The sequence below is a fragment of the Vibrio sp. STUT-A16 genome, from assembly GCF_026000495.1.
In the GTDB taxonomy this organism is placed as follows: Bacteria; Pseudomonadota; Gammaproteobacteria; order Enterobacterales; family Vibrionaceae; genus Vibrio; species Vibrio diabolicus.
Map to the genome: position 1 here is coordinate 419,121 of NZ_AP026766.1, position 20,317 is coordinate 439,437.

Consider the following 20,317-nt stretch of genomic DNA (forward strand, 5'->3'; position numbering starts at 1 on the left):
TATCGAAGCGGCATGGTCAGGTTAAAGAAGAACATTTGGACACTATACATGGCGCTACTTACGATAAGCGCCGTGCTGTTCGTGTTGTTTGGCCGCTACCATTATGAGTCAACCCTGAATAAGTACAAAGATAAGCAGCTCCTACAATTGGAGCTGTTTGCCTCTTCTGTCGAATCACTTCTGAAAGGACAAGAATCGTTACTTGAAGTCATTGGTCATCAGTTGGTCGAGAGAAATGACTTTACTCGTACAGCAGCAGTTCAAACTCGCCCGATGCTGGACAAACTGCTCAGTATCCATCCGGCGATTATTGGATTCGGCCTAACCAACCCCGATGGAGACTACATCGCCGTAAGCTCCAATTTGATCTTGGCAAAGCTGCATAATCTAAAACAAGATCCACTGACTCGTGATACCTTTTTGGCAGCGCTCAACTCTGACCGAATGATTATAGGTCGAACGTATTTTATGCCAGCTCAAGATTCACTTGTGATTCCGATCCGAAAAGCAATTCCAAATAAAGATGGTGTTGTACAAGCAGTGATGACGGCTGGCTTTAATATGAATTCATCTTCGGTTTTTCGTAACGACATCCATGCTAATGAGCACAACCGGGTCACATTGATCCGCAGTGATGGCTACCTTACTTTTAGCTCGTCAGAAGACACAACCCTAGAAGATTACCTAAAACCTGCCAATGATTTAGATATAAAAGCCGTTATGGCTCAAATAACAAAAGATTCAGGCTGGGATATGGCGCAACTAAAAGAGCTCACACGAGCGCTAAATATTGTTGTCGACAATTCTCGCCTGAGTGAGTTAATCACATTGAGATACCTTCCTGATTATCATCTTTGGGCCTCTTCCTCGACAGATTTGAATTTTATTAAGCGCGGATTTTACGAACAGTTTGCACTGTACTCGATTGTTTTTCTTATCGTCCAAGGTGCTTTTTACGCTTTATTTCGCTCCATTGCGAATAATGAACATAAAACAAAACTGCGTTTGCTCTATCAAGCGAACCACGATCACCTCACTGGATTGCCAAACCGAGAGTACTTACGCGCAAACATTCGACACTGGCTTTCTGGGAAAGGGAATCCTTTTTCTTTGATGTTTATCGATATTGATAATTTCAAATCAGTCAACGACACACATGGTCATGACTTTGGCGACGAAGTTCTAAAACAAATATCTATCCGCTTAAACACCTTTGTTAGCGATGGCCGATTAATCATCCGTGAAGCCAGTGACGAGTTTATTTTTCTAACGAATCGAATTGATGAAGTAAGCGTTAAAAGACTAGCGAGCGACTTAATAAAGGCGCTATCAGAACCCTACGAAGTCAATGACAGTCAGTTCCTGCTCAGTTGCAGTATTGGTATTGCCTGCTATCCACACCATGGTGAAACATTAGATGAATTGCTCCTGTCAGCCGATATTGCGATGTATCAAGCGAAAAAACAACGCAACGTATACAGCCTGTTCAATCAACAGATGCAAGCTACACATCTGCGTAAAATGAAAATTGAGCAACGCCTGAGGCTCGCGATAGATAAGCAAGCGCTTCATATGGTTTATCAACCTCAGTTAAACCTAGAAGGCGATATTTATGGTGTCGAAGCGCTTATTCGTTGGAGTGATGATGAGCTCGGCTTAGTCCCACCAAGTGAATTTATTCCCGTCGCAGAAAGCACTGGGTTGATGGTTCGTATTGGTGAACAAATCATTGAAAATAGCCTGACAGATATGGCTAAACTGACTGGTAATATTGATACATCTATCCAGATGTCTATTAACATCTCGGTCAAACAGTTTGTTCACGCCAAATTCATTACTAATCTTATGAATGCTATTGAGAAACGCGGCATCGAATGTTCAAAGATTACCCTAGAGATCACCGAAAACCTGTTTATTGAAGATCTTGAAAAGTTCGCACCAATTTGCGAGCGCTTGCATGCTCTTGGCTTTAAAATCTCGCTCGATGATTTCGGGACTGGCTACTCTTCATTAAGCATGTTGCGTACGCTACCTATTGACGAGGTGAAGATTGACAAGAGCTTTGTCGATCACATTGAGCATGACAAAAAAGCACTGAATATGGTTAAGAATATCATTTCTATCGGCAAAAACTTTGAAATGAAAGTACTGGCTGAAGGAGTAGAAACGCTGCAACAACTGAATGAGTTAAAAGCTTGCGGTTGTGATTTGATTCAGGGCTACTTCTACTCTAAACCTTTATCGCTTGAAGACCTGATCGCTTTTACGAAGCAGAACCAAAGCAAAGAAACCGTAGTTGAATAACTACGATCGCTTTGCTTAGAAGGTTTTATTTATTCATTTCTTGGTACATCACCTCCACCAACTCGCCTTTCGGGTCGCCTGATAATTCCCAGGTAAAAATGCCACCTAAGTTCGCCTGTTTAGCCCAATTTGCTTTGGCTTTGATCGAGCGTTGATCTTCGTAAGAGATAAAGACTTTCTTTACAGGATGCCACAAGTAAGGCGCTTGAGATTGCTCATCATACTTGTACTCGTAGCCCTGCTCCGCTCCATAGTTCTTCACTAAATCCCAGAACATGAAATAGCCGTTCTCACCCGTACCAAACTGCGCTCCTTGCTCGGATACGAGATCTTGCGTTGGTAAGCCACCCGAAAAGTCTTTAGTACCTTGCCAGCCACGCCCATAAAATGCAGCGCCAATCACCAGTTTTTCACTTGGAATACCCAGCTCGATCATCTGGTTGATGAACACGTCTGCGCCCATGCCCCACCAGCTTCGCTCTGTCGCGTGCAAGTTGGTAGTATGGCCAGTTTGTTGCCCCCACCCACCAAGAAAGTCATACGTCATCGCAAACATGTTGGTTAGGTACGGCTCTGCTGCTTTCCAATCGATACCTGCCGCTTTTGGACCAACGCCTACCGCCGTAGAAAGCTCGTATTCACGTTTGGTTTGATTTGTGAGTTCATCTAACTCTGCACGCATGGTTTTCACCAAGTAGGTAAACGCCTCACGCTCAGACGCTTTTTGTTCATCAGAAAGCTTGGTATCTGGGTTCCAAGGCGACGTTGTTAAACCGCCACCGCCTGGGTATTCCCAATCCAAATCAATGCCATCAAAGAAATCATATTGAGCAATCAACTCAACGGCACTTTTTGAGAATTGATCCATCGCTTGTTTGTTTTTCGCCATAGCATGGAACGGTTCGGACATTGTCCAACCACCAAAAGAAGGAAGAATTTTGAGATCAGGATGTTGTTTCTTCATTTCGGCAAGTTGAGCGAAGTGACCTTTGTATGGCACGTTAACTGAGACAGCGCCAAAGTTCTTTTCCAGTGCCGCTTCGGTATCGACAATGATCGCCGTATAGGGATCTTTTCCTTCGCATTGTTTAGCTGCTAGGTTTTGCACCGTTTCAGAGGCACCGGTATGAGGACCGCACATACTGAGAAACGCGTAAATCACATGTGTCAGTTTATCGGCGGGAATATCTTTCACCGTGTATGGGTTTTCTGCATTCGCGTACTGCCAATCCGCAAAGTAACCCGCTACGACTTTTTGCTCGGCGTGCGCCGCACCAGTTATCCCCATAATTAGTGCAGCAAGAAGTGTCTTTTTCATTGTTTTCTCCAGAGTAGGTGTACAAATTTAAAGCTACTCCTAGAGAATATTTTTAACTTGAAAACGAAATCAGGCTGCGAGTCATTTATAAATCCTCGCAGCCTGATTACATAAGTTGCATATTATTTGTGCTAACTCTCAGATGCCGCGTTACCGTGCATCTGCTCATCCAAGTTCAATACTGTCAAAGCGTTGCTTACACTGGTAGCAATCACGTCGATTGCACCGGTACGTAACGCACCAAGTAATGCAAGCGGTTTACTGTTTTCAGCAGCGATAGCAATCACTTCTGCGATTGGCCGAAACTCTTCAATTCCAAGGCCAATGACACGGTCACTCATTACGGTGTTGGCAACGTTACCGTGAATATCAAAGAAGTCATAACCCGCAAAGTCCCCTACTACGCCTTGTTTTAGTCGGGATTGAACCACTTCATCTGGTGTAAACCACCCTAGATCGACCATGTAGCTGTTTTCGCTCATATCACCAATACCGACTAAAGCGACATCGGCTTTACGTGCCAAATCGAGCGTTTGTTTGACGGTCGCATTCTGCATGAACGCCATTTTTTGCTCGCGGTTTTCTGCATAAGCCGGCGCGTAAAGCGTTTCGGACGTTCCGCCGTACTTTTTCGCTAACTGACGACAAATGTGGTCAGCATTGTACATACCACCACGCGGGTGAATACCGCCGATACCACACACAAATTTGCAGTCTCGTGGGGTGATCACCCCAATATGATGAGCAACAGAAGAGACGTTACGCCCTTGTCCAACGGTCACCACCATGCCGTTTTTAAGCGTACTGGTGAGATAATTGGATACTAATCCCGATACCTGCAGTCGCTGCGCTTCTTCATTCGGTTGGTCAAGAGCGACAAGCGCGCGCTTTACGCCAAATCGCTCGATCAAACGTTGCTCAATCTTGGCGCTGAATACCGGGTGATATTTAACGGTGATTTCAACGATGCCTTCATCACGCGCTTGTTTGAGCATTCGCCCTACCTTCGCGCGTGAAATGGCAAATTTTCTCGATATCTCTTCCTGAGTCGCACCGTCCTGATAGTAGGCAACGGAGATCTCTGTCAACAAATCCGTGTTTTCAATGGAAATATCTTGGTTAGAACTGCTCATGTTTACTCTCGTCGTTTAAGAGGCCCGACATTGTATGCAATAAGTGAGCATCTGCTCATTGACTTAGCATATGTTCTCCATCAATTTAAACGCAACATTTGCTCACTGCAATAACATTTTCTCAGTACGATTTTTTGCTATTTCTAACAACGCTCAAGCATTGAGCAATAAGGGCAAACGTTTATTTGGGTTAACCGCTAAACACACAGTAAAAAAACGTTGATGAAGTTCACTATAAGTCGATTTCACCGATTGACTTTCGGCATAGATAGGATAAATATGAACACATCATTTACTCAGCTATCGATCAAATGTTCATAGCATTTGTTCGGTAACGAAATTTTCCGTAGTTGGCTGAGCAGATGTCTCATTAAACGCGATGAGACGATTAGCTAACTCGCTTGCAAATGCACAAGCTGTGGCAACAAAAACCACGCTTAAGCCCATTTATATAGGATGATCGATTATGAGCAACAAGTTAGAGCAACTTCGTAAACTAACGACTGTAGTAGCAGACACTGGTGAAATTGATGCAATCAAAAAGTACCAGCCAGAAGACGCAACAACTAACCCTTCTCTTATCCTAAAAGCAGCTCAAATCGCAGAGTACGCACCTCTAATCGATGCTTCAATCGAATACGCTAAAGCACAGAGCAACGATAAAGCTCAACAAGTTCAAGACACTTGTGACATGCTTGCAGTAAACATCGGTAAAGAAATCCTAAAAACTATCCCAGGTCGTATCTCTACAGAAGTTGATGCTCGCCTATCTTACGATATGGAAGGCAGCGTAGCGAAAGCACGCCAACTAGTGAAAATGTACAACGATGCTGGCATCACTAACGACCGCATCCTTATCAAACTGGCGTCTACTTGGGAAGGTATCCGCGCAGCTGAAATCCTAGAGAAAGAAGGCATCAACTGTAACCTGACTCTTCTATTCTCATTCGCTCAAGCGCGTGCTTGTGCAGAAGCGGGCGTATTCCTAATCTCTCCATTCGTTGGCCGTATTATGGACTGGTACAAAGCAAAAGAAGGCCGCGACTTTGAAGCATCAGAAGATCCAGGCGTACTGTCTGTTACTAAGATCTACAACTACTACAAAGAGTACGGCTACAAAACGGTTGTTATGGGCGCAAGCTTCCGTAACATCGGTGAGATCCTAGAACTTGCTGGTTGTGACCGTCTAACTATCGCTCCTGCTCTACTTGCAGAACTAGAAGCTGCAGAAGGTGAAGTGGTTGAGAAGCTAGTTGATTCTAAAGGCGCAGCTGAGCGTCCAGCACCAATGACTCATGCTGAGTTCCTATGGGAACACAACCAAGACCCAATGGCTGTTGAGAAACTGGCAGAAGGCATCCGCAACTTCGCAGTTGACCAAGGCAAACTAGAAGCGATGATCGAAGCTAAGCTTTAATTGCTTACCAAGAGCGAGTAGCCCGTCTACTCGCTTTTAGCATCAACGCTCATTCAAAATTTTCTATTTGAACTTGTTTAGACGAGTTCCCTCTATTTAAACACTTATCGAGAAGTAATCACTATGGATCGTAAATACCTAGCAAATGCAATCCGTGCGCTAAGCATGGATGGTGTTCAACAAGCTAACTCTGGCCACCCAGGCGCACCTATGGGTATGGCTGATATCGCTGAAGTTCTTTGGCGCTCTCACCTAAACCACAACCCATCAAACCCTGAATGGGCAGACCGCGACCGTTTCGTACTGTCTAACGGCCACGGCTCAATGCTAATTTACTCTCTACTGCACTTGAGCGGTTACGAGCTATCTATCGATGATCTGAAAAACTTCCGTCAGCTTCACTCTAAGACTCCAGGTCACCCAGAGTACGGCTACGCTCCTGGTATCGAGACAACAACGGGCCCTCTAGGTCAAGGCATCACCAACGCTGTTGGTATGGCAATGGCTGAGAAAGCGCTAGCAGCGCAATTCAACAAAGAAGGCCACGACATCGTTGACCACTTCACTTACGTGTTCATGGGCGACGGCTGTCTAATGGAAGGTATCTCGCACGAGGCTTGCTCTCTTGCTGGTACGCTAGGCCTAGGCAAACTGATCGCATTCTGGGACGACAACGGCATCTCTATCGACGGTCACGTTGAAGGTTGGTTCTCTGACGATACACCTAAGCGTTTCGAAGCTTACGGTTGGCACGTAATCCCAGCAGTAGACGGTCACGATGCTGACGCAATCAACGCAGCGATTGAAGCTGCAAAAGCGGATCCTCGCCCTACTCTAATCTGTACTAAGACTATCATCGGTTTTGGTTCACCAAACAAATCTGGTTCACACGACTGTCACGGTGCACCACTAGGCGCTGAAGAAATTGCAGCGACACGTAAAGAACTAGGTTGGGAGCACGGTCCTTTTGAAATTCCGCAGGAAGTCTACGCAGAATGGTCAGCGAAAGAAACAGGCGCAGCTAAGGAAGCAGCGTGGAACGAGAAATTTGCAGCTTATGAAGCAGCGTACCCTGAGCTGGCAGCTGAATTTAAACGCCGCGTAAACGGTGAACTTCCAGCTGAGTGGGAAGAGAAAGCAAGCCAAATCATTGCAGATCTTCAAGCAAACCCAGCAAACATTGCGTCACGTAAAGCATCACAAAACGCTCTAGAGGCATTTGGTGCTTTACTACCTGAATTCATGGGCGGCTCTGCTGACCTAGCGCCTTCTAACCTAACCATGTGGTCTGGTTCTAAGTCTCTAGAAGCGAATGACTTCTCTGGTAACTACATCCACTACGGTGTACGTGAATTTGGTATGACTGCTATTATGAACGGTATCGCACTACACGGCGGTTTCGTTCCTTACGGCGCAACATTCCTAATGTTCATGGAATACGCTCGTAACGCAATGCGTATGGCTGCTCTGATGAAAATTCAGAACATCCAAGTGTACACTCACGACTCTATCGGTCTTGGCGAAGATGGCCCAACTCACCAACCAGTTGAACAAATCGCGTCTCTACGTTTGACTCCAAACATGAACACATGGCGTCCATGTGACCAAGTTGAGTCTGCTGTAGCATGGAAACTAGCGATTGAACGTAAAGATGCACCAACAGCACTTATCTTCTCTCGTCAAAACCTAGCGCAACAACCACGTAGCGCTGAGCAAGTTGCAGACATCGCGAAAGGTGCTTACATCCTGAAAGACAGCGATGGCAAACCTGAGCTAATCCTAATCGCAACAGGCTCTGAAGTTGAGCTAGCAGTGAAAGCCGCTGAACAACTAACCGCAGAAGGTAAGAAAGTACGCGTGGTTTCAATGCCATCAACAGATGCATTCGACAAACAAGACGCAGCTTACCGTGAAGCAGTTCTACCATCAGACGTAACAGCACGTATCGCTATTGAAGCGGGCATCGCAGATTTCTGGTACAAGTACGTTGGTTTCGACGGTCGCATCATCGGTATGACAACGTTTGGTGAATCTGCGCCAGCTGACCAGTTGTTCGAAATGTTTGGTTTCACTGTAGAAAACGTAGTGAACACAGCAAAAGAACTACTAGCGTAATTGCGTTAAAAGATAATCAGTTTTCTCTATTGCGAATTTGAAAACTGAAAAGCCCCGCCAGAAATGGCGGGGCTTTATTTTATCTCGAATTTGTTTGAGATATTTGGCGTCGCTAAAAGGCAGCTTTACGACTGCTTATCTTCAAATCGAATCGCAAGCTGATAGAAATCTTGTACTTGTTCTTTCAACTGACGGCTGTTTTGCTCAACAGAATGCGTAGCTGCTAAATTTTGCTCTGCGGTCGACGCAATAGAATGAATGTGCTGGTTTACATCGCTAGATAGCTTTAACTGGTTATTCGCCGCTTCTGCCACATCAACCATCAAACCACTCATGCTTTGCATCATCTGTTCAACTTCAGACAAACGCAGCGCGCTTTGCTCAGCAACTTGAGAACAGGCATCGGTTTGCTCTTTGTTTGCCAAAATATCTTTCTGCCAACCTTCTATCGTCGAAAGCATAGCAGAGATAGACGCTTGAATTTGCTCCGTCGCATTCGACGTACGTCCAGACAGTGCGCGAACTTCATCAGCAACAACAGCAAAACCACGACCTTGCTCACCTGCCCTTGCTGCTTCGATCGCCGCGTTCAGCGCCAGCAAGTTGGTCTGCTCTGCAATACCACCGATTTCAACCATCAAATGATTCACTTTCTGTGCCTGATCGCTCAGTTGATACGTCGTTTCCGTTGCTTTTTCAGCTTGAAGACTCAATTGAGCTAGGTTGGTATGCGTTTGATCGATCGTCTCTTTGGCCATCATGCATGACTTCAAGGTGTCATCAATTAGCATATGCGCATCGTTGGTGCTTGAAGATACCGAATTCGCTGAAGATTCCACTTCTTGCGTCGCATCTCGCACGCGTCGAATATCACTGTTTTGTTGGTTCAACGCGGCTGAAACCTCAGCAGTTGTTTGACTGAGTTCTTCAGCGCAATTTTGCAGTGGCAGCGCCGAATCGGTCATTCTTCCCAATACGGTTCGAATCCTTGCAGACAACATTTTGATATGGAAATCAGCAATCGAAAATGCGCTATTGCCTGAATAGATCAAACGGCTCACGCTGTCATACTGTTTTTGCAGCTTTTTGAGCTGTTGCGGCGTATCAATCAACTCTTGGCGGAACAATAACGCTAAAACGCTCGCTGGTAATCCACTTGCAAGCCAAGCAAGCGGACCTTCAACAGATAGTGCGTACGCTGCGGCAGGTGCAGTTAATGCACCAAGTAGAATCGCATAGCGAACCGTTTCGTTAATTTTTAACGACCAGGTTCTACCCGCTTTCTCGGCGGCTAGCATCCCCTTGTAAGCTTTTGCAGCAATATCCACCCATTCACGCTTAGGCTTAACGCGCACAGATTGATAACCGACAACTTGGTTTTTTTCATAGATAGGCGTTACGTAGGCATCTACCCAGTAATAACCGCCAGATTTGGTGCTGTTTTTAACCATACCTCGCCACGCTTTGCCTTCTTTAAGGCGTGCCCACATATCACCAAAAGCGGCTTTAGGCATGTCACTATGACGGACGATGTTATGATTCTGACCGACTAACTCCTCGTACGTGTATTCTGCAACGCGACAAAACGCGTCATTACAATAAGTAATAACGCCTTTTAAGTTAGTGGTCGAAACGAGTTCTTCAAGTTCTCCGACGAGGGTTTCTTGAGCTTTCTGAGAAAAATTGGCTGACATAGACGATACTTCTATAATTTTTATTAGTTTTCGGCGAGATGTATACAGGATTATTGTTTTTATTACAAAATGTTAGATAAAAAGTATTATCAATACGACATTTTTAGTGTGGGAATTATCATCACTGGCAGAAATTTGCGCGTCACCAGTCAAAATTTGAGCTAATAAACAAAAAACTCAGCGTTCATATGCTGAGTTTTTCTGTGACAGGTTGAAAGTTAGGCTATTTGGGATTCTGTTTTGTTATCCGTTTTCATCGCAAAGATCACAATCACGAGCAATACGAACGGAAGAACATACAAGTTCAGGTTTTGCCAACCGACTGTCGATTCAAGCCAGCCAGAAAGTAAGGCAGTAATGGTGACACAGCTGAACACGAAGAACTCATTAAACGCCTGCGCTTTACTGCGGTTTTTCGCTTCGTAACTTTGGCTAAACAGCCCCGTTGCAGCGATAAACATGAAGTTCCAACCTACGCCCAACAAAACTAAGGCAAGGCTAAAGTGCCAAATGGACACACCATGAATGTTAATCCCTATACAAGCAATAAACAGCACACCTCCCGCTAGGATCATTTTCTTTGCGCCGAACTGCTCAATTAATCGACCAGTAATAAAGGCTGGAGCGAACATGCCGAGCACATGCCACTCAATCACACCTGCGGCTTTGTCGAAATCGAAACCACAACCAATCATCGCCAAAGGCGTCGCTGTCATTAGAATATTCATCACCGCATAAGCCACCATTGCCGCTAACACAGCAATCATAAAGTTCGGGCGTCTTATGATGTCACTAATAGTATCGACTTTAACATGCGACAGCTGAGTATACGCTGGCGGGAACCGAATCGTTTGAAGCAATACAAGCGCGGTGATGTAGAGAACAATCAGGACAGAAAAAGCACTCGTATATAAACCATCGTCTGACCATTGTTGCGAATACACCGCTAAGTTCGGACCGAGAATAGCCGCTAATACCCCACCCGCCATAGATATTGAAATTGCTCTGTGTCTTGCCGATTCTTCACACACTTCTATTGCAGCAAAACGATAGAGCGTGCCAAAGCCGATTCCGACACCGAGCAAAAACGTAGAAAAACAGAATAGATAAAAGGTTTGTTGGCTTAACGCGTACGTCGCTAGGCTGGCACCCAAAATGCCAATAACATTACCGAGACTAAACCCAAGGCGACGTCCTAACTTGCCCATAATCAGTGATGCTGGGATCGTCGCAGCCATCAGTCCTAAAAATTGCAGCGCAACGGGCAACGTAATAAAACTTGATGACGGCGCAAGTGTTTTGCCAATAAGGGCAATAACAGATATGAGTAAAATATTCCCTGTCATTAATAGGGCTTGGCAAAGGGATAATAGCCATACATTACGATTCAATTCCAAATTCCTTTTGGTTACAGCGCATACAGATAACATATAGGAAAGCAGAAACAATAGAAAGAGATGCGAGTAATTCTCAATAAAAAGAGCCAGAGGCACAATGCCTCTGGCTCTTTAAAAAAGTTCTTTCTGTTGAGCTTATTTGTTACGGCGCGCTTTTACTGCATCAGAAAGCTGACGAAGTACGGTTTCCGTATCTTCCCAACCGATACATGCATCGGTAATCGACTGACCATAAGTGGCCGCTTTGCCATCTACTAGGTCTTGGCGACCTTCAACTAAATGAGACTCAATCATCACACCAAAAATTGCTTCTTCGCCACCAGCGATTTGCTCTGATACGTCATCAGACACCAACATTTGACGTTTGAACTGCTTCGAGCTGTTAGCGTGGCTAAAATCAATCATCACTTTTTTCGGTAGCCCTGCACCATCTAACTCATCTTTAATTTGAGCAACATGCGCTGCACTGTAGTTTGGCTCTTTACCACCACGGAGAATGATATGGCAATCAGGATTGCCAGCGGTTTCTACGATCGCAGAATGTCCGTATTTTGTTACTGATAAGAAGTGGTGAGAAGCACTTGCAGAACGAATCGCATCGCTCGCGATCTTAATGTTCCCGTCTGTACCATTTTTAAACCCAACAGGACAAGAAAGACCAGAAGCAAGCTCACGGTGAACCTGAGATTCTGTCGTACGAGCACCAATAGCACCCCAACTGATCAGATCCGCCACGTACTGAGGCGTAATCATATCTAGGAACTCACTCGCGGTCGGCAAGCCCATATCGGTAAGATCAAGAAGAAGCTTACGTCCAATACGCAGACCATCATTCAGCTTGTAGGTATCATTTAGGTAAGGGTCGTTGATCAGACCTTTCCATCCTACCGTTGTACGCGGTTTCTCAAAATAAACTCGCATCACAACTTCTAGTTGTTCACCAAGTTCATCACGTAATACTTTTAGCTTTTTACCATATTCAACCGCAGCAGCAGGATCGTGAATGGAACACGGGCCAACAATTACAAGCAATCGGTCATCTTTTCCTTCAAGAATATTGTGAATGGCATTACGGCAATCAAAAGTGGTCGAAGAAGCGGTTTCAGTCGCTGGGAACTTCTCTAATACTGCTACAGGTGGCAATAACTCTTTTACTCTATTTATTCTTACATCATCAGTTTGAAACATTACTTCTACTTCCTGGTTTTTATTTCCGACCCAATTTTTTGCCAACTGAACTCATTGCAACATTGTTCACAAAGCGAGCAGCATCAAGGGCTCTGGTCATTTTCTGTCTAGCGTTTAAGTAACTTATCGGCTTAGGCGTAGACTTGCAATCAGTTTTTGCAAATAAATGCAAATAAAAACCACCCGTTAACTACCGCGCACAATGTAAAATAAAGTTTACGAAAAAAAGTTCAAAATAATCATCAATTTTCTTATGACCCCAAAAATCTTTACTACAATGTAAGAAATATCAGAAGTTTGTGAGGTGTTATTGGTTAGTAAATGTTGATCAAGTTCAAAGATATTGTTGCTTGATATGAAATGATTAGAATATTAAACTAATTTCTTATAAACGCTGGTTTTTTCTAATTTTTTGATAAAACGAAGTAGAAGTTAATATGCAATCAATACAAGGAAACATTATGAACAAAGTAGCAATTGCAGTAGCAGCAGTGGTAGCTGGTAGTAGCGCGCTTTTAAACTCTGCTCAAGCTGAAATGTATATCGGGGGCAAAGTAGGCATGACTACACTTGACGATGCTTGCTATCTAAATAGCCCTTGTGATGATGAAGCTTTTGGTGCTGGACTACATATCGGTTATGACTTCACCGATATCATCGGGCTAGAGTATGGTGTCGACTTCTTAGGCGATTACAAAGCTAACTTTAAGTCAGGGGCTAATACAGTTAATACAATCGACGGCAATTTAACGGCTTTAACTCTCGCACCTAAATTTAACTGGCACTTGAACGAATCTTGGAACTTATTCGCTAAGATCGGTGGTGCTTACATGATGTCTGATGACGAAAAAGATTTCGTTCCAACTGGCTCGCTAGGTGCTGAATACACTATCGACAGAAACTGGAGCGTACGCGCAGAATATCAACGCTATCAAGACCTGTCTGATGACGTATGGGACGACATGGACGCTAACTTCTTCGGTATCGGTTTTAACTACAAATTTGCGGCTGCGCCAGTGGTTGCGGCAGTTGTAACAGAAGAAGTGGTTGAGCCAGATCCAGAACCAGTGATGATGAGCAAAGTGCACAAAGAAGAGTACGGTACAGGTACGTTTGAATTCGACAGTGCTAAGCTAACAGACTCTGTTTCGGAGCGTCTAGACAACTTCGTATCATTCTTGAACGAATACCCTCAAGCTCAAGTTGAGATCACTGGCTACACGGATAGCTCTGGTCCTGCGACTTACAACCAAAAACTGTCTGAGCGTCGTGCTCAATCTGTTGCGGATTACCTAACTGCTGCAGGCATTGACTCAGATCGTTTAACTGTGAAAGGCATGGGTGAAGAAAACCCAGTTGCTGACAACAGCACTCGTGAAGGTCGTGAGAAAAACCGTCGCGTAGAGGTTGTGGTTCCTTCGTTTGAATACCAAGAACTAGTTCAACCTGAATAAACATTTATGATACTTTATCTATGATGTTGTAAAAGTTAATGGGGTGCGTTTGCACCCCATTTTGATCTCGCTTTATCGCTCTTTTTACTATGGTTTTGGAAAAAAGATTAACTCGTTATCTTGCACCATAACGCAATCCATACCCGCTGCATGCGCCGCTTGTTTACCTAGCTCGGTATCCTCGAATACAAGACATTGTGACGCTTCCAACCCGAGATGCTCGGCCGCCACCAAAAAGGTATCCGGAAAAGGCTTATGATTCTCTACATCACTTGCTGTTACCACAACATCCAACTTATCCAATAAACCGGAGTGGCTCAGTAAGCGCATTGCACTTTCTCGTTGACTGCCAGTTCCGACCGCTATTTTCTTGTGGCCTAAATATTCTTCTAACACGATATTAGTGCACGGAATAACGTCCCCGTGTAGCTCCATAGCAGCGAACGTTTCCATTTTAAATGTAGCGACGGTTTTAGGATCTAATGAAAGCTCATGCACACGGTTTAGCTCCTCAACAATTTTAAAGCTCGGCATGCCCCCTAAACTGTGAAACCACTCCTGACAAAACGGAAAATCAAAGCGATCTGCGGTTGCTTGCCAAGCAGCCAAATGGGCTGGCATGGTATCTATTAAAGTACCATCCATATCAAATATGAATCCCTCATAGGGCCTAAAATCAATCGTGCTCATGTCTTTTCTTCTATTTGTACATCTGTGATGTTAATTTATCAGCTCTTTCAATCGTCCTTACCGGCATTTACTTATCATGCTCAAAATTTCGAACTCCGTCACAATTCAAGAGTGGGAAATTCAATTATCCCCAATTAGAGCTCAAGGAAATGGTGGCCAGAACGTTAACAAGGTAGCGTCCGCTATACATTTACGCTTTGATATCCGACATTCCAGCTTACCTGACTTCTACAAAGAACGATTACTTGCTCTTTCTGACAGTCGTATAACTAAAGATGGCGTGATCATCATCAAAGCGCAACAATTTCGCACGCAAGAACAAAATAAGGAAGACGCCCTGAATCGGCTTCAAGCTTTAATTAAAGCTGCCGCCTTACAGGAGAAGAAGCGTATTAAAACGAAACCAACCCGCGCTTCTCAACGCCGAAGACTTGATACCAAGAACAAGCATGGAGCGAAAAAGCAGCAACGTAAGAAAGTGCTGTATTAATGCATGTCGTTTTCTCGACATGTTAGTTGAACAACGTTTGCTAGCCCTTGGGAAATCTCATTGGATTTCTCTTTTTAGTTACTTATTCAGGAAACAACAATATGACTATTAGGCAAAAACTCTACTTCCTCGGAGTTATCGCCATTTTAGGCATCGTGGCCCTTTTGGGTACGTCATCCCATTTCGCCAATAAGAGCAATGAACTTAACCACGCCATCAAACTCGTTGGCGATCTAGAAATACGTTTACTCAACTTACGCAGAAACGAGAAAGATTTCTTACTGCGTAGTAATGACAAATACTTAAACAAATTTGATGCGAATGTTGATAAGTTTCTAAATACCGAAAAAGAGCTTGCGAGCATACTCACGAGCAATGAATTACCTTCCAGTCAACGATTCAAACAAGACCTTCTTGCATACCAAAAGGGCTTTCAGAATCTGGTCAGTGCTTACCAACGCTACGGACTTGATGCAAAGAGTGGCCTTCTTTCTGGTTACGAGCAAGCACTGTTAGAAGCCAAGCAACGCTCCGACCACCAGCAATTGCTGGCGTTGGTTCGTTTTGACTCTGCAGTCAAATCAGGTCAATTCAATAGTGATTTGCTTGTTGGGCTATATGCTCCGGAGCTCATCAAAACAGGTAAGCTAGTAGCGGCACAAAAACAAGTTGTAGGGGTCGCTTACGACCAAGGCCTACTTGGTGAAACTCGCGCATTATCTCATGCTGTAGAAGAGCAATTTGAAACCTTTTCGACAGCCCTTAGCTCTGCTGCTGCAAAGCGTGATGAACAAATGTCGACCATCAAGCAAGTGATTACTGCCCTGATCTTAGGTGTTATTTTCGCATTGATTTGGCAGATCTCTCGCTCAATCAATACACGAGTAAACAGCTTGCTTGGCACCATTCGAAGCATTAGCGAAACAAACAACATGGGACTGCGCTCTGACTTGAAAGGCAAAGATGAGCTATTTGATATCAGCCACCACCTCAATGATCTGTTGGATAAGCTTGAGCAGTTAATTAGTGGCACCCAAGAAAAATCGGCGCAGTTAACGGCCAGTACCGATAATATGCATCGTGAGCTAGAAGGGGTTATGGAGCAGTTCCATACTCAAACTGACCACACTGCATCGATGGCTACTGCGGTTCAGCAAATGGTGGCAACGATAGGTGAAATATCGGAAAGCACGTCGGTTGCGGTAGAGGGTGTACATCAAGCCGCGAATAACGCCGAACAAGGCCGAAGTGTTGTTGAAACCACTGTAACCAACATTGGTCAATTGACCAGTATTTTATCGAACAGTCAGCAGTCGATTGGCTCGTTGAACCAGCATGTAGATAAAATTGGTGGTGCGGTGAACATCATCCAAGAAATTGCGGAACAAACTAACTTACTGGCTCTCAATGCAGCAATTGAAGCCGCGCGAGCAGGCGAGCAAGGTCGTGGCTTCGCCGTTGTTGCCGATGAAGTACGTGCCCTAGCTAGCCGAACTCATCAATCTACCGAGGAAATCACGCGAGTTGTTGTTGATATTCAAGCTCAAATGTCGACGGTCGTGGCGGATATTGATCAATGTAACGATCAAGGACAACAAACGCTTAATGCCTCTGAAAAACTGGATTCTAGCCTGCAACAGATCATCACTGACATGCATGCAATTCAAGGCAATTCGGAGCGCATTGCTTCAGCGATTGAAGAGCAAGGTATCGTGATGAACCAAGTTAGTGGCTCAATCACCGAGCTTAACGCGATATCTGAAAACAACATGCAATCTGCTCAGGAATGCTTGCACGAAGTGAACTCTGTTTCTGCTCAAGCTCATGATATGGACGAAGCCGTTGCACAATTTAAAACCGCGCTAAAATAACCTTCCCTACAAATAAAAAGCCCGAGGCAATCATTGCTTCGGGCTTTTTTTCGACTTTAACTTCGTGCTCTACTGTGCACAGCGGGTGTGATTACTCATCATCAAGAGGAACCAGCTTGGTGTTGCCGCCATGAACTTTCTCACGCTGTCTTTGCACCAGAGCGTAGAAGCCTGGGATCAAGAATGTACCTGCTAGAAGCACACACAATAGACCACCAATCAGCGACACGCCGAGCGAGTTTTGACTCACGTGCCCTGCACCTGCGGCGAAGATCAGCGGGAAGATACCCAGGATAAACGACCAAGATGTCATATTCACAGCGCGGAAACGTAACGTGCCTCCTTTAACCGCTGCACTATCGATATCAGCATCTTTTTCTTCACGTTCTTGCTTGGCGAACTCCACAATCAAAATTGCGTTTTTCGCCGCCAAGGCTATGAGCAAGACAAGACCAATTTGCGCATACAAGTTAAGCGGTGTCCCAGTCAGATTCAACGCCAAGAAGGAGCCTAACGTTGCTACTGGCACCACCAAAATGATGGCTAATGGAATACTCCAGCTCTCATATTGTGCCACCATGAACAAGTAAATGAAGATCAAAGCCAGTGCAAACGCATAAATGGCTTGGTTACCCGCAAGTACTTCCTGGTAAGCCATACCTGTCCATTCGTACGTGTAGCCCTGCGGAAGAACCTCTGCAGCAACGCGTTCCATTGCGGCAATCGCATCACCACTAGAGTAGCCCGGAGCTGGTTGGCCTTGAATGATAGCACTGCGGTACATGTTGTAACGCCATGCCACATCAGGCTCAAACACTTGCTCGTAGCTCACTAGCGTACTTAGCGGAACCATATCGCCGTTCGAAGAACGAACATGGAAACGCTCTAGATCTTCCATGCTGCTACGGTGCTGGCTATCAGCTTGCATGGTTACGCGGAAGTTCTTACCAAACATGGTGAAGTCATTCACATAAAGCGAACCTAAGTTGCCTTGCAAGGTTTGGAAAATAGACGATAGCGAAATACCCAACTGCTGTGCTTTCTCACGGTCGATATCAACGTAGTAGTGCGGAACATTCGCGCGGAACGTACTAAACGTGTAGGCAATTTCAGGGGCTTGGTTGGCCGCTTGGATCATTTCTCCCATGACCATCGACAAATCGGTACGGCTTCGCCCTAGCGTATCTTCAAGCACAAACTCAAAACCAGACGCTGCCCCCATACCAGGAACCGCTGGTGGCCCCATCGCAAACACAACCGCTTGAGGCAACTCTGTTGCAGCACGACCGTTAATACGCGCCGCGATGGCATTGGCAGAGTGCTCCCCTTGCAACGAGTTACGAGTATCCCAGTCATGCAGTTTGATAAACACAGATGCACCGTTTGATGCTGCTGCGCCTGTCATAAACGAGTAACCGTTCGCAACCGTCACGCCATCCACACCAGGTTCTTCACCAATCATGTTCATTAAATCATTGGTGACTTCTTCAGTACGAGATAAAGAAGCTGAATCTGGTAGCTGAACGTTAACCAGCAAAATGCCTTTATCTTCTTGAGGAACAAACGCTGTTGAGGTGGTTTTCGCAAAGAAAGTGACGGCCGCGATAGCGACTATAAAGAACGTCACGAGCAGCAAAGATTTCTTCACCAAAAAACCGGCGACCTGACCATAACGCGTTGTGATACGCTCTAAGCCTCGGTTGAAAGCCTGGAACCAGTTAGCAGTGTTGCCCCCACCCTGCTTCAATACCAAAGAACAAAGCGCTGGAGACAGCGTCAATGCGTTAATGGATGAGATCACAACCGAAATACAGATGGTCAAAGCGAACTGGCGATACATGATACCAGTGATACCCGGCAGCATCGCGACTGGTATGAATACCGCAAGTAAAACCAAGGTCGACGTGATGATTGGGCCCGTTACTTCTTTCATCGCTAGCAACGTCGCTTTACGCGGTGAAATGGTTGGGTCTTTCGCCATGGTGGTATCGACGTTTTCGATAACCAGAATCGCATCGTCCACCACGATACCAATTGCGAGGATCAAGCCAAACAAAGTGACCGTATTGATGGTGAAGCCCGTCGCCTGCATGATGGCAAACGTACCAATCAGAGAAACGGGGATCGCAACAACAGGAATCAAAGTTGCACGCGCACTACCTAAAAACAAGTAAGTTACAGCAATCACCAATAGAATCGCTTCAATCAGTGTTTTGACTACCCCTTTGATCGATTCAGATACGAACACGGTTGTATCGTAGCTGGTCTCATACGCCATGCCCTCAGGGAAGTTTTTACTCAAGTCCTCAAGCAGCTCCATGACGGCCTGACCACTTTCTAACGCGTTCGCATCCGATTGAAGAGACAATGCAACAATTGACGCGTCCTGACCACGGAATTTACCGTTACCATCGTAGAACTTTTTACCTAGTTCGACACGAGCGACATCTTTCAGATAAACCGTGGAACCATTTGGATTAGCTCGAAGGACAACGTTCTCAAACTCGCTCACGCTTTCCAAGCGACCTTTGGTCACAAGGTTAAACTGAACTTCTTGCGGATTGTTGTATGGTGCTGCACCAACACGTCCTGCCGCAACTTGAACGTTTTGTTCAGCCAAAGCGGCGTATACGTCTGACGTGGTTAGCTTAAGATTGGCCATTTTTTCCGGATCTAACCAAACACGCATTGCGTATTCGCCACCACCAATCACGTTAACTTCACTGATACCTTTCGCACGAGCCAGCTGATCTTTTACATTCAAGTTAATGTAGTTAATCAAGAACTGATCATCGTATTTGCCATCAGGTGAATAGAAGTTAAGTACCATCAGCAAGTCAGGTGAACGCTTTTTCACCGTCACACCAACCATGCGCACTTCTTGAGGCAGTTTTGACTCGATCTGTGACACACGGTTTTGCACGTTTACTTGCGCCATATCTGGATCGGTCCCGACATCGAACGTGACGTTTAGGCTGTATGAGCCATCGTTCGCGCTCTTTGAAGACATGTAGATCATGTCCTCAACGCCATTGACCGACGTCTCTATGGGGTCCGCAATGGCCTGCTCGACAACTTCCGCACTCGCACCGGTGTAGTATGCCGAAACGCTGACTGATGGCGGACTTATCTGTGGGTACTCCGCCACTGGCAAAATCGCCAGTGAGATAGCGCCTGCTAGCGTTAATATGATCGAAATAACCAGCGCGAATTTAGGTCTCTGAATAAAGAAACGACTTAACATAG

Annotated in this window: 13 protein-coding genes; 6 read left to right on the top strand and 7 right to left on the bottom strand. The window is 45.2% G+C overall.

The window, feature by feature from the left end; translation table 11 throughout:
• The first annotated feature begins 12 nt into the window (after window positions 1–12).
• Window positions 13–2,304: an EAL domain-containing protein gene (locus OO778_RS18420; RefSeq protein WP_074190496.1), complete on the top strand. Its 2,292-nt coding sequence runs from the start codon at window positions 13–15 to the stop codon at window positions 2,302–2,304.
• Window positions 2,305–2,329: 25 nt separating this feature from the next.
• On the opposite strand, the gene OO778_RS18425 is transcribed toward OO778_RS18420, so the two are convergent.
• Window positions 2,330–3,622, bottom strand: coding sequence for a glycoside hydrolase family 18 protein (locus tag OO778_RS18425; RefSeq protein ID WP_264912325.1), 1,293 nt, complete (start codon window positions 3,620–3,622; stop codon window positions 2,330–2,332).
• Between the two features lie 131 nt (window positions 3,623–3,753).
• On the bottom strand, window positions 3,754–4,755 hold the full coding sequence (locus OO778_RS18430; RefSeq protein WP_005463541.1) for a sugar-binding transcriptional regulator: 1,002 nt from the start codon (window positions 4,753–4,755) through the stop codon (window positions 3,754–3,756).
• A gap of 466 nt (window positions 4,756–5,221) precedes the next feature.
• On the opposite strand from OO778_RS18430, the gene tal reads away from it, so the two are divergent.
• Window positions 5,222–6,172 (top strand): transaldolase, encoded by a 951-nt coding sequence (gene tal, locus OO778_RS18435; protein WP_005463537.1) that lies wholly within the window; start codon window positions 5,222–5,224, stop codon window positions 6,170–6,172.
• A 123-nt stretch (window positions 6,173–6,295) separates the two neighbouring features.
• Window positions 6,296–8,287, top strand: a complete 1,992-nt coding sequence (gene tkt / locus OO778_RS18440; RefSeq protein WP_029558376.1) for a transketolase — start codon at window positions 6,296–6,298, stop codon at window positions 8,285–8,287.
• A gap of 125 nt (window positions 8,288–8,412) precedes the next feature.
• Here the strand turns inward: tkt and OO778_RS18445 are convergent, their stop codons facing one another.
• From OO778_RS18445 to aroG, 3 genes are all read right to left on the bottom strand, one after another.
• Complete coding sequence (locus OO778_RS18445; RefSeq protein ID WP_264912360.1) at window positions 8,413–9,981, bottom strand: PAS domain-containing methyl-accepting chemotaxis protein; 1,569 nt, start codon at window positions 9,979–9,981, stop codon at window positions 8,413–8,415.
• 218 nt (window positions 9,982–10,199) lie between these two features.
• On the bottom strand, window positions 10,200–11,372 hold the full coding sequence (locus OO778_RS18450; RefSeq protein ID WP_264912362.1) for an MFS transporter: 1,173 nt from the start codon (window positions 11,370–11,372) through the stop codon (window positions 10,200–10,202).
• 141 nt (window positions 11,373–11,513) lie between these two features.
• Window positions 11,514–12,566 carry a 3-deoxy-7-phosphoheptulonate synthase AroG gene (gene aroG, locus OO778_RS18455; protein WP_005396134.1) on the bottom strand — a complete coding sequence of 351 codons (1,053 nt, stop codon included), beginning with the start codon at window positions 12,564–12,566 and terminating at the stop codon, window positions 11,514–11,516.
• Window positions 12,567–13,027: 461 nt separating this feature from the next.
• On the opposite strand from aroG, the gene OO778_RS18460 reads away from it, so the two are divergent.
• Window positions 13,028–14,020, top strand: a complete 993-nt coding sequence (locus OO778_RS18460) for an OmpA family protein (RefSeq protein WP_005396135.1) — start codon at window positions 13,028–13,030, stop codon at window positions 14,018–14,020.
• 87 nt (window positions 14,021–14,107) lie between these two features.
• Here OO778_RS18460 and OO778_RS18465 read toward each other — a convergent pair whose 3' ends face one another.
• Complete coding sequence (locus OO778_RS18465; RefSeq protein ID WP_074190492.1) at window positions 14,108–14,710, bottom strand: beta-phosphoglucomutase family hydrolase; 603 nt, start codon at window positions 14,708–14,710, stop codon at window positions 14,108–14,110.
• A 76-nt stretch (window positions 14,711–14,786) separates the two neighbouring features.
• Here OO778_RS18465 and arfB point away from each other — a divergent pair, with 76 nt between their 5' ends.
• Complete coding sequence (arfB, locus tag OO778_RS18470; protein ID WP_005396137.1) at window positions 14,787–15,200, top strand: alternative ribosome rescue aminoacyl-tRNA hydrolase ArfB; 414 nt, start codon at window positions 14,787–14,789, stop codon at window positions 15,198–15,200.
• 101 nt (window positions 15,201–15,301) lie between these two features.
• Window positions 15,302–17,071 (top strand): methyl-accepting chemotaxis protein, encoded by a 1,770-nt coding sequence (locus OO778_RS18475; RefSeq protein WP_074190491.1) that lies wholly within the window; start codon window positions 15,302–15,304, stop codon window positions 17,069–17,071.
• Between the two features lie 91 nt (window positions 17,072–17,162).
• Here the strand turns inward: OO778_RS18475 and vmeZ are convergent, their stop codons facing one another.
• Entirely contained in the window at window positions 17,163–20,315 is a 3,153-nt protein-coding gene (gene vmeZ, locus OO778_RS18480) for a multidrug efflux RND transporter permease subunit VmeZ (RefSeq protein WP_046875892.1), read from the bottom strand.
• Window positions 20,316–20,317 lie beyond the last annotated feature (2 nt).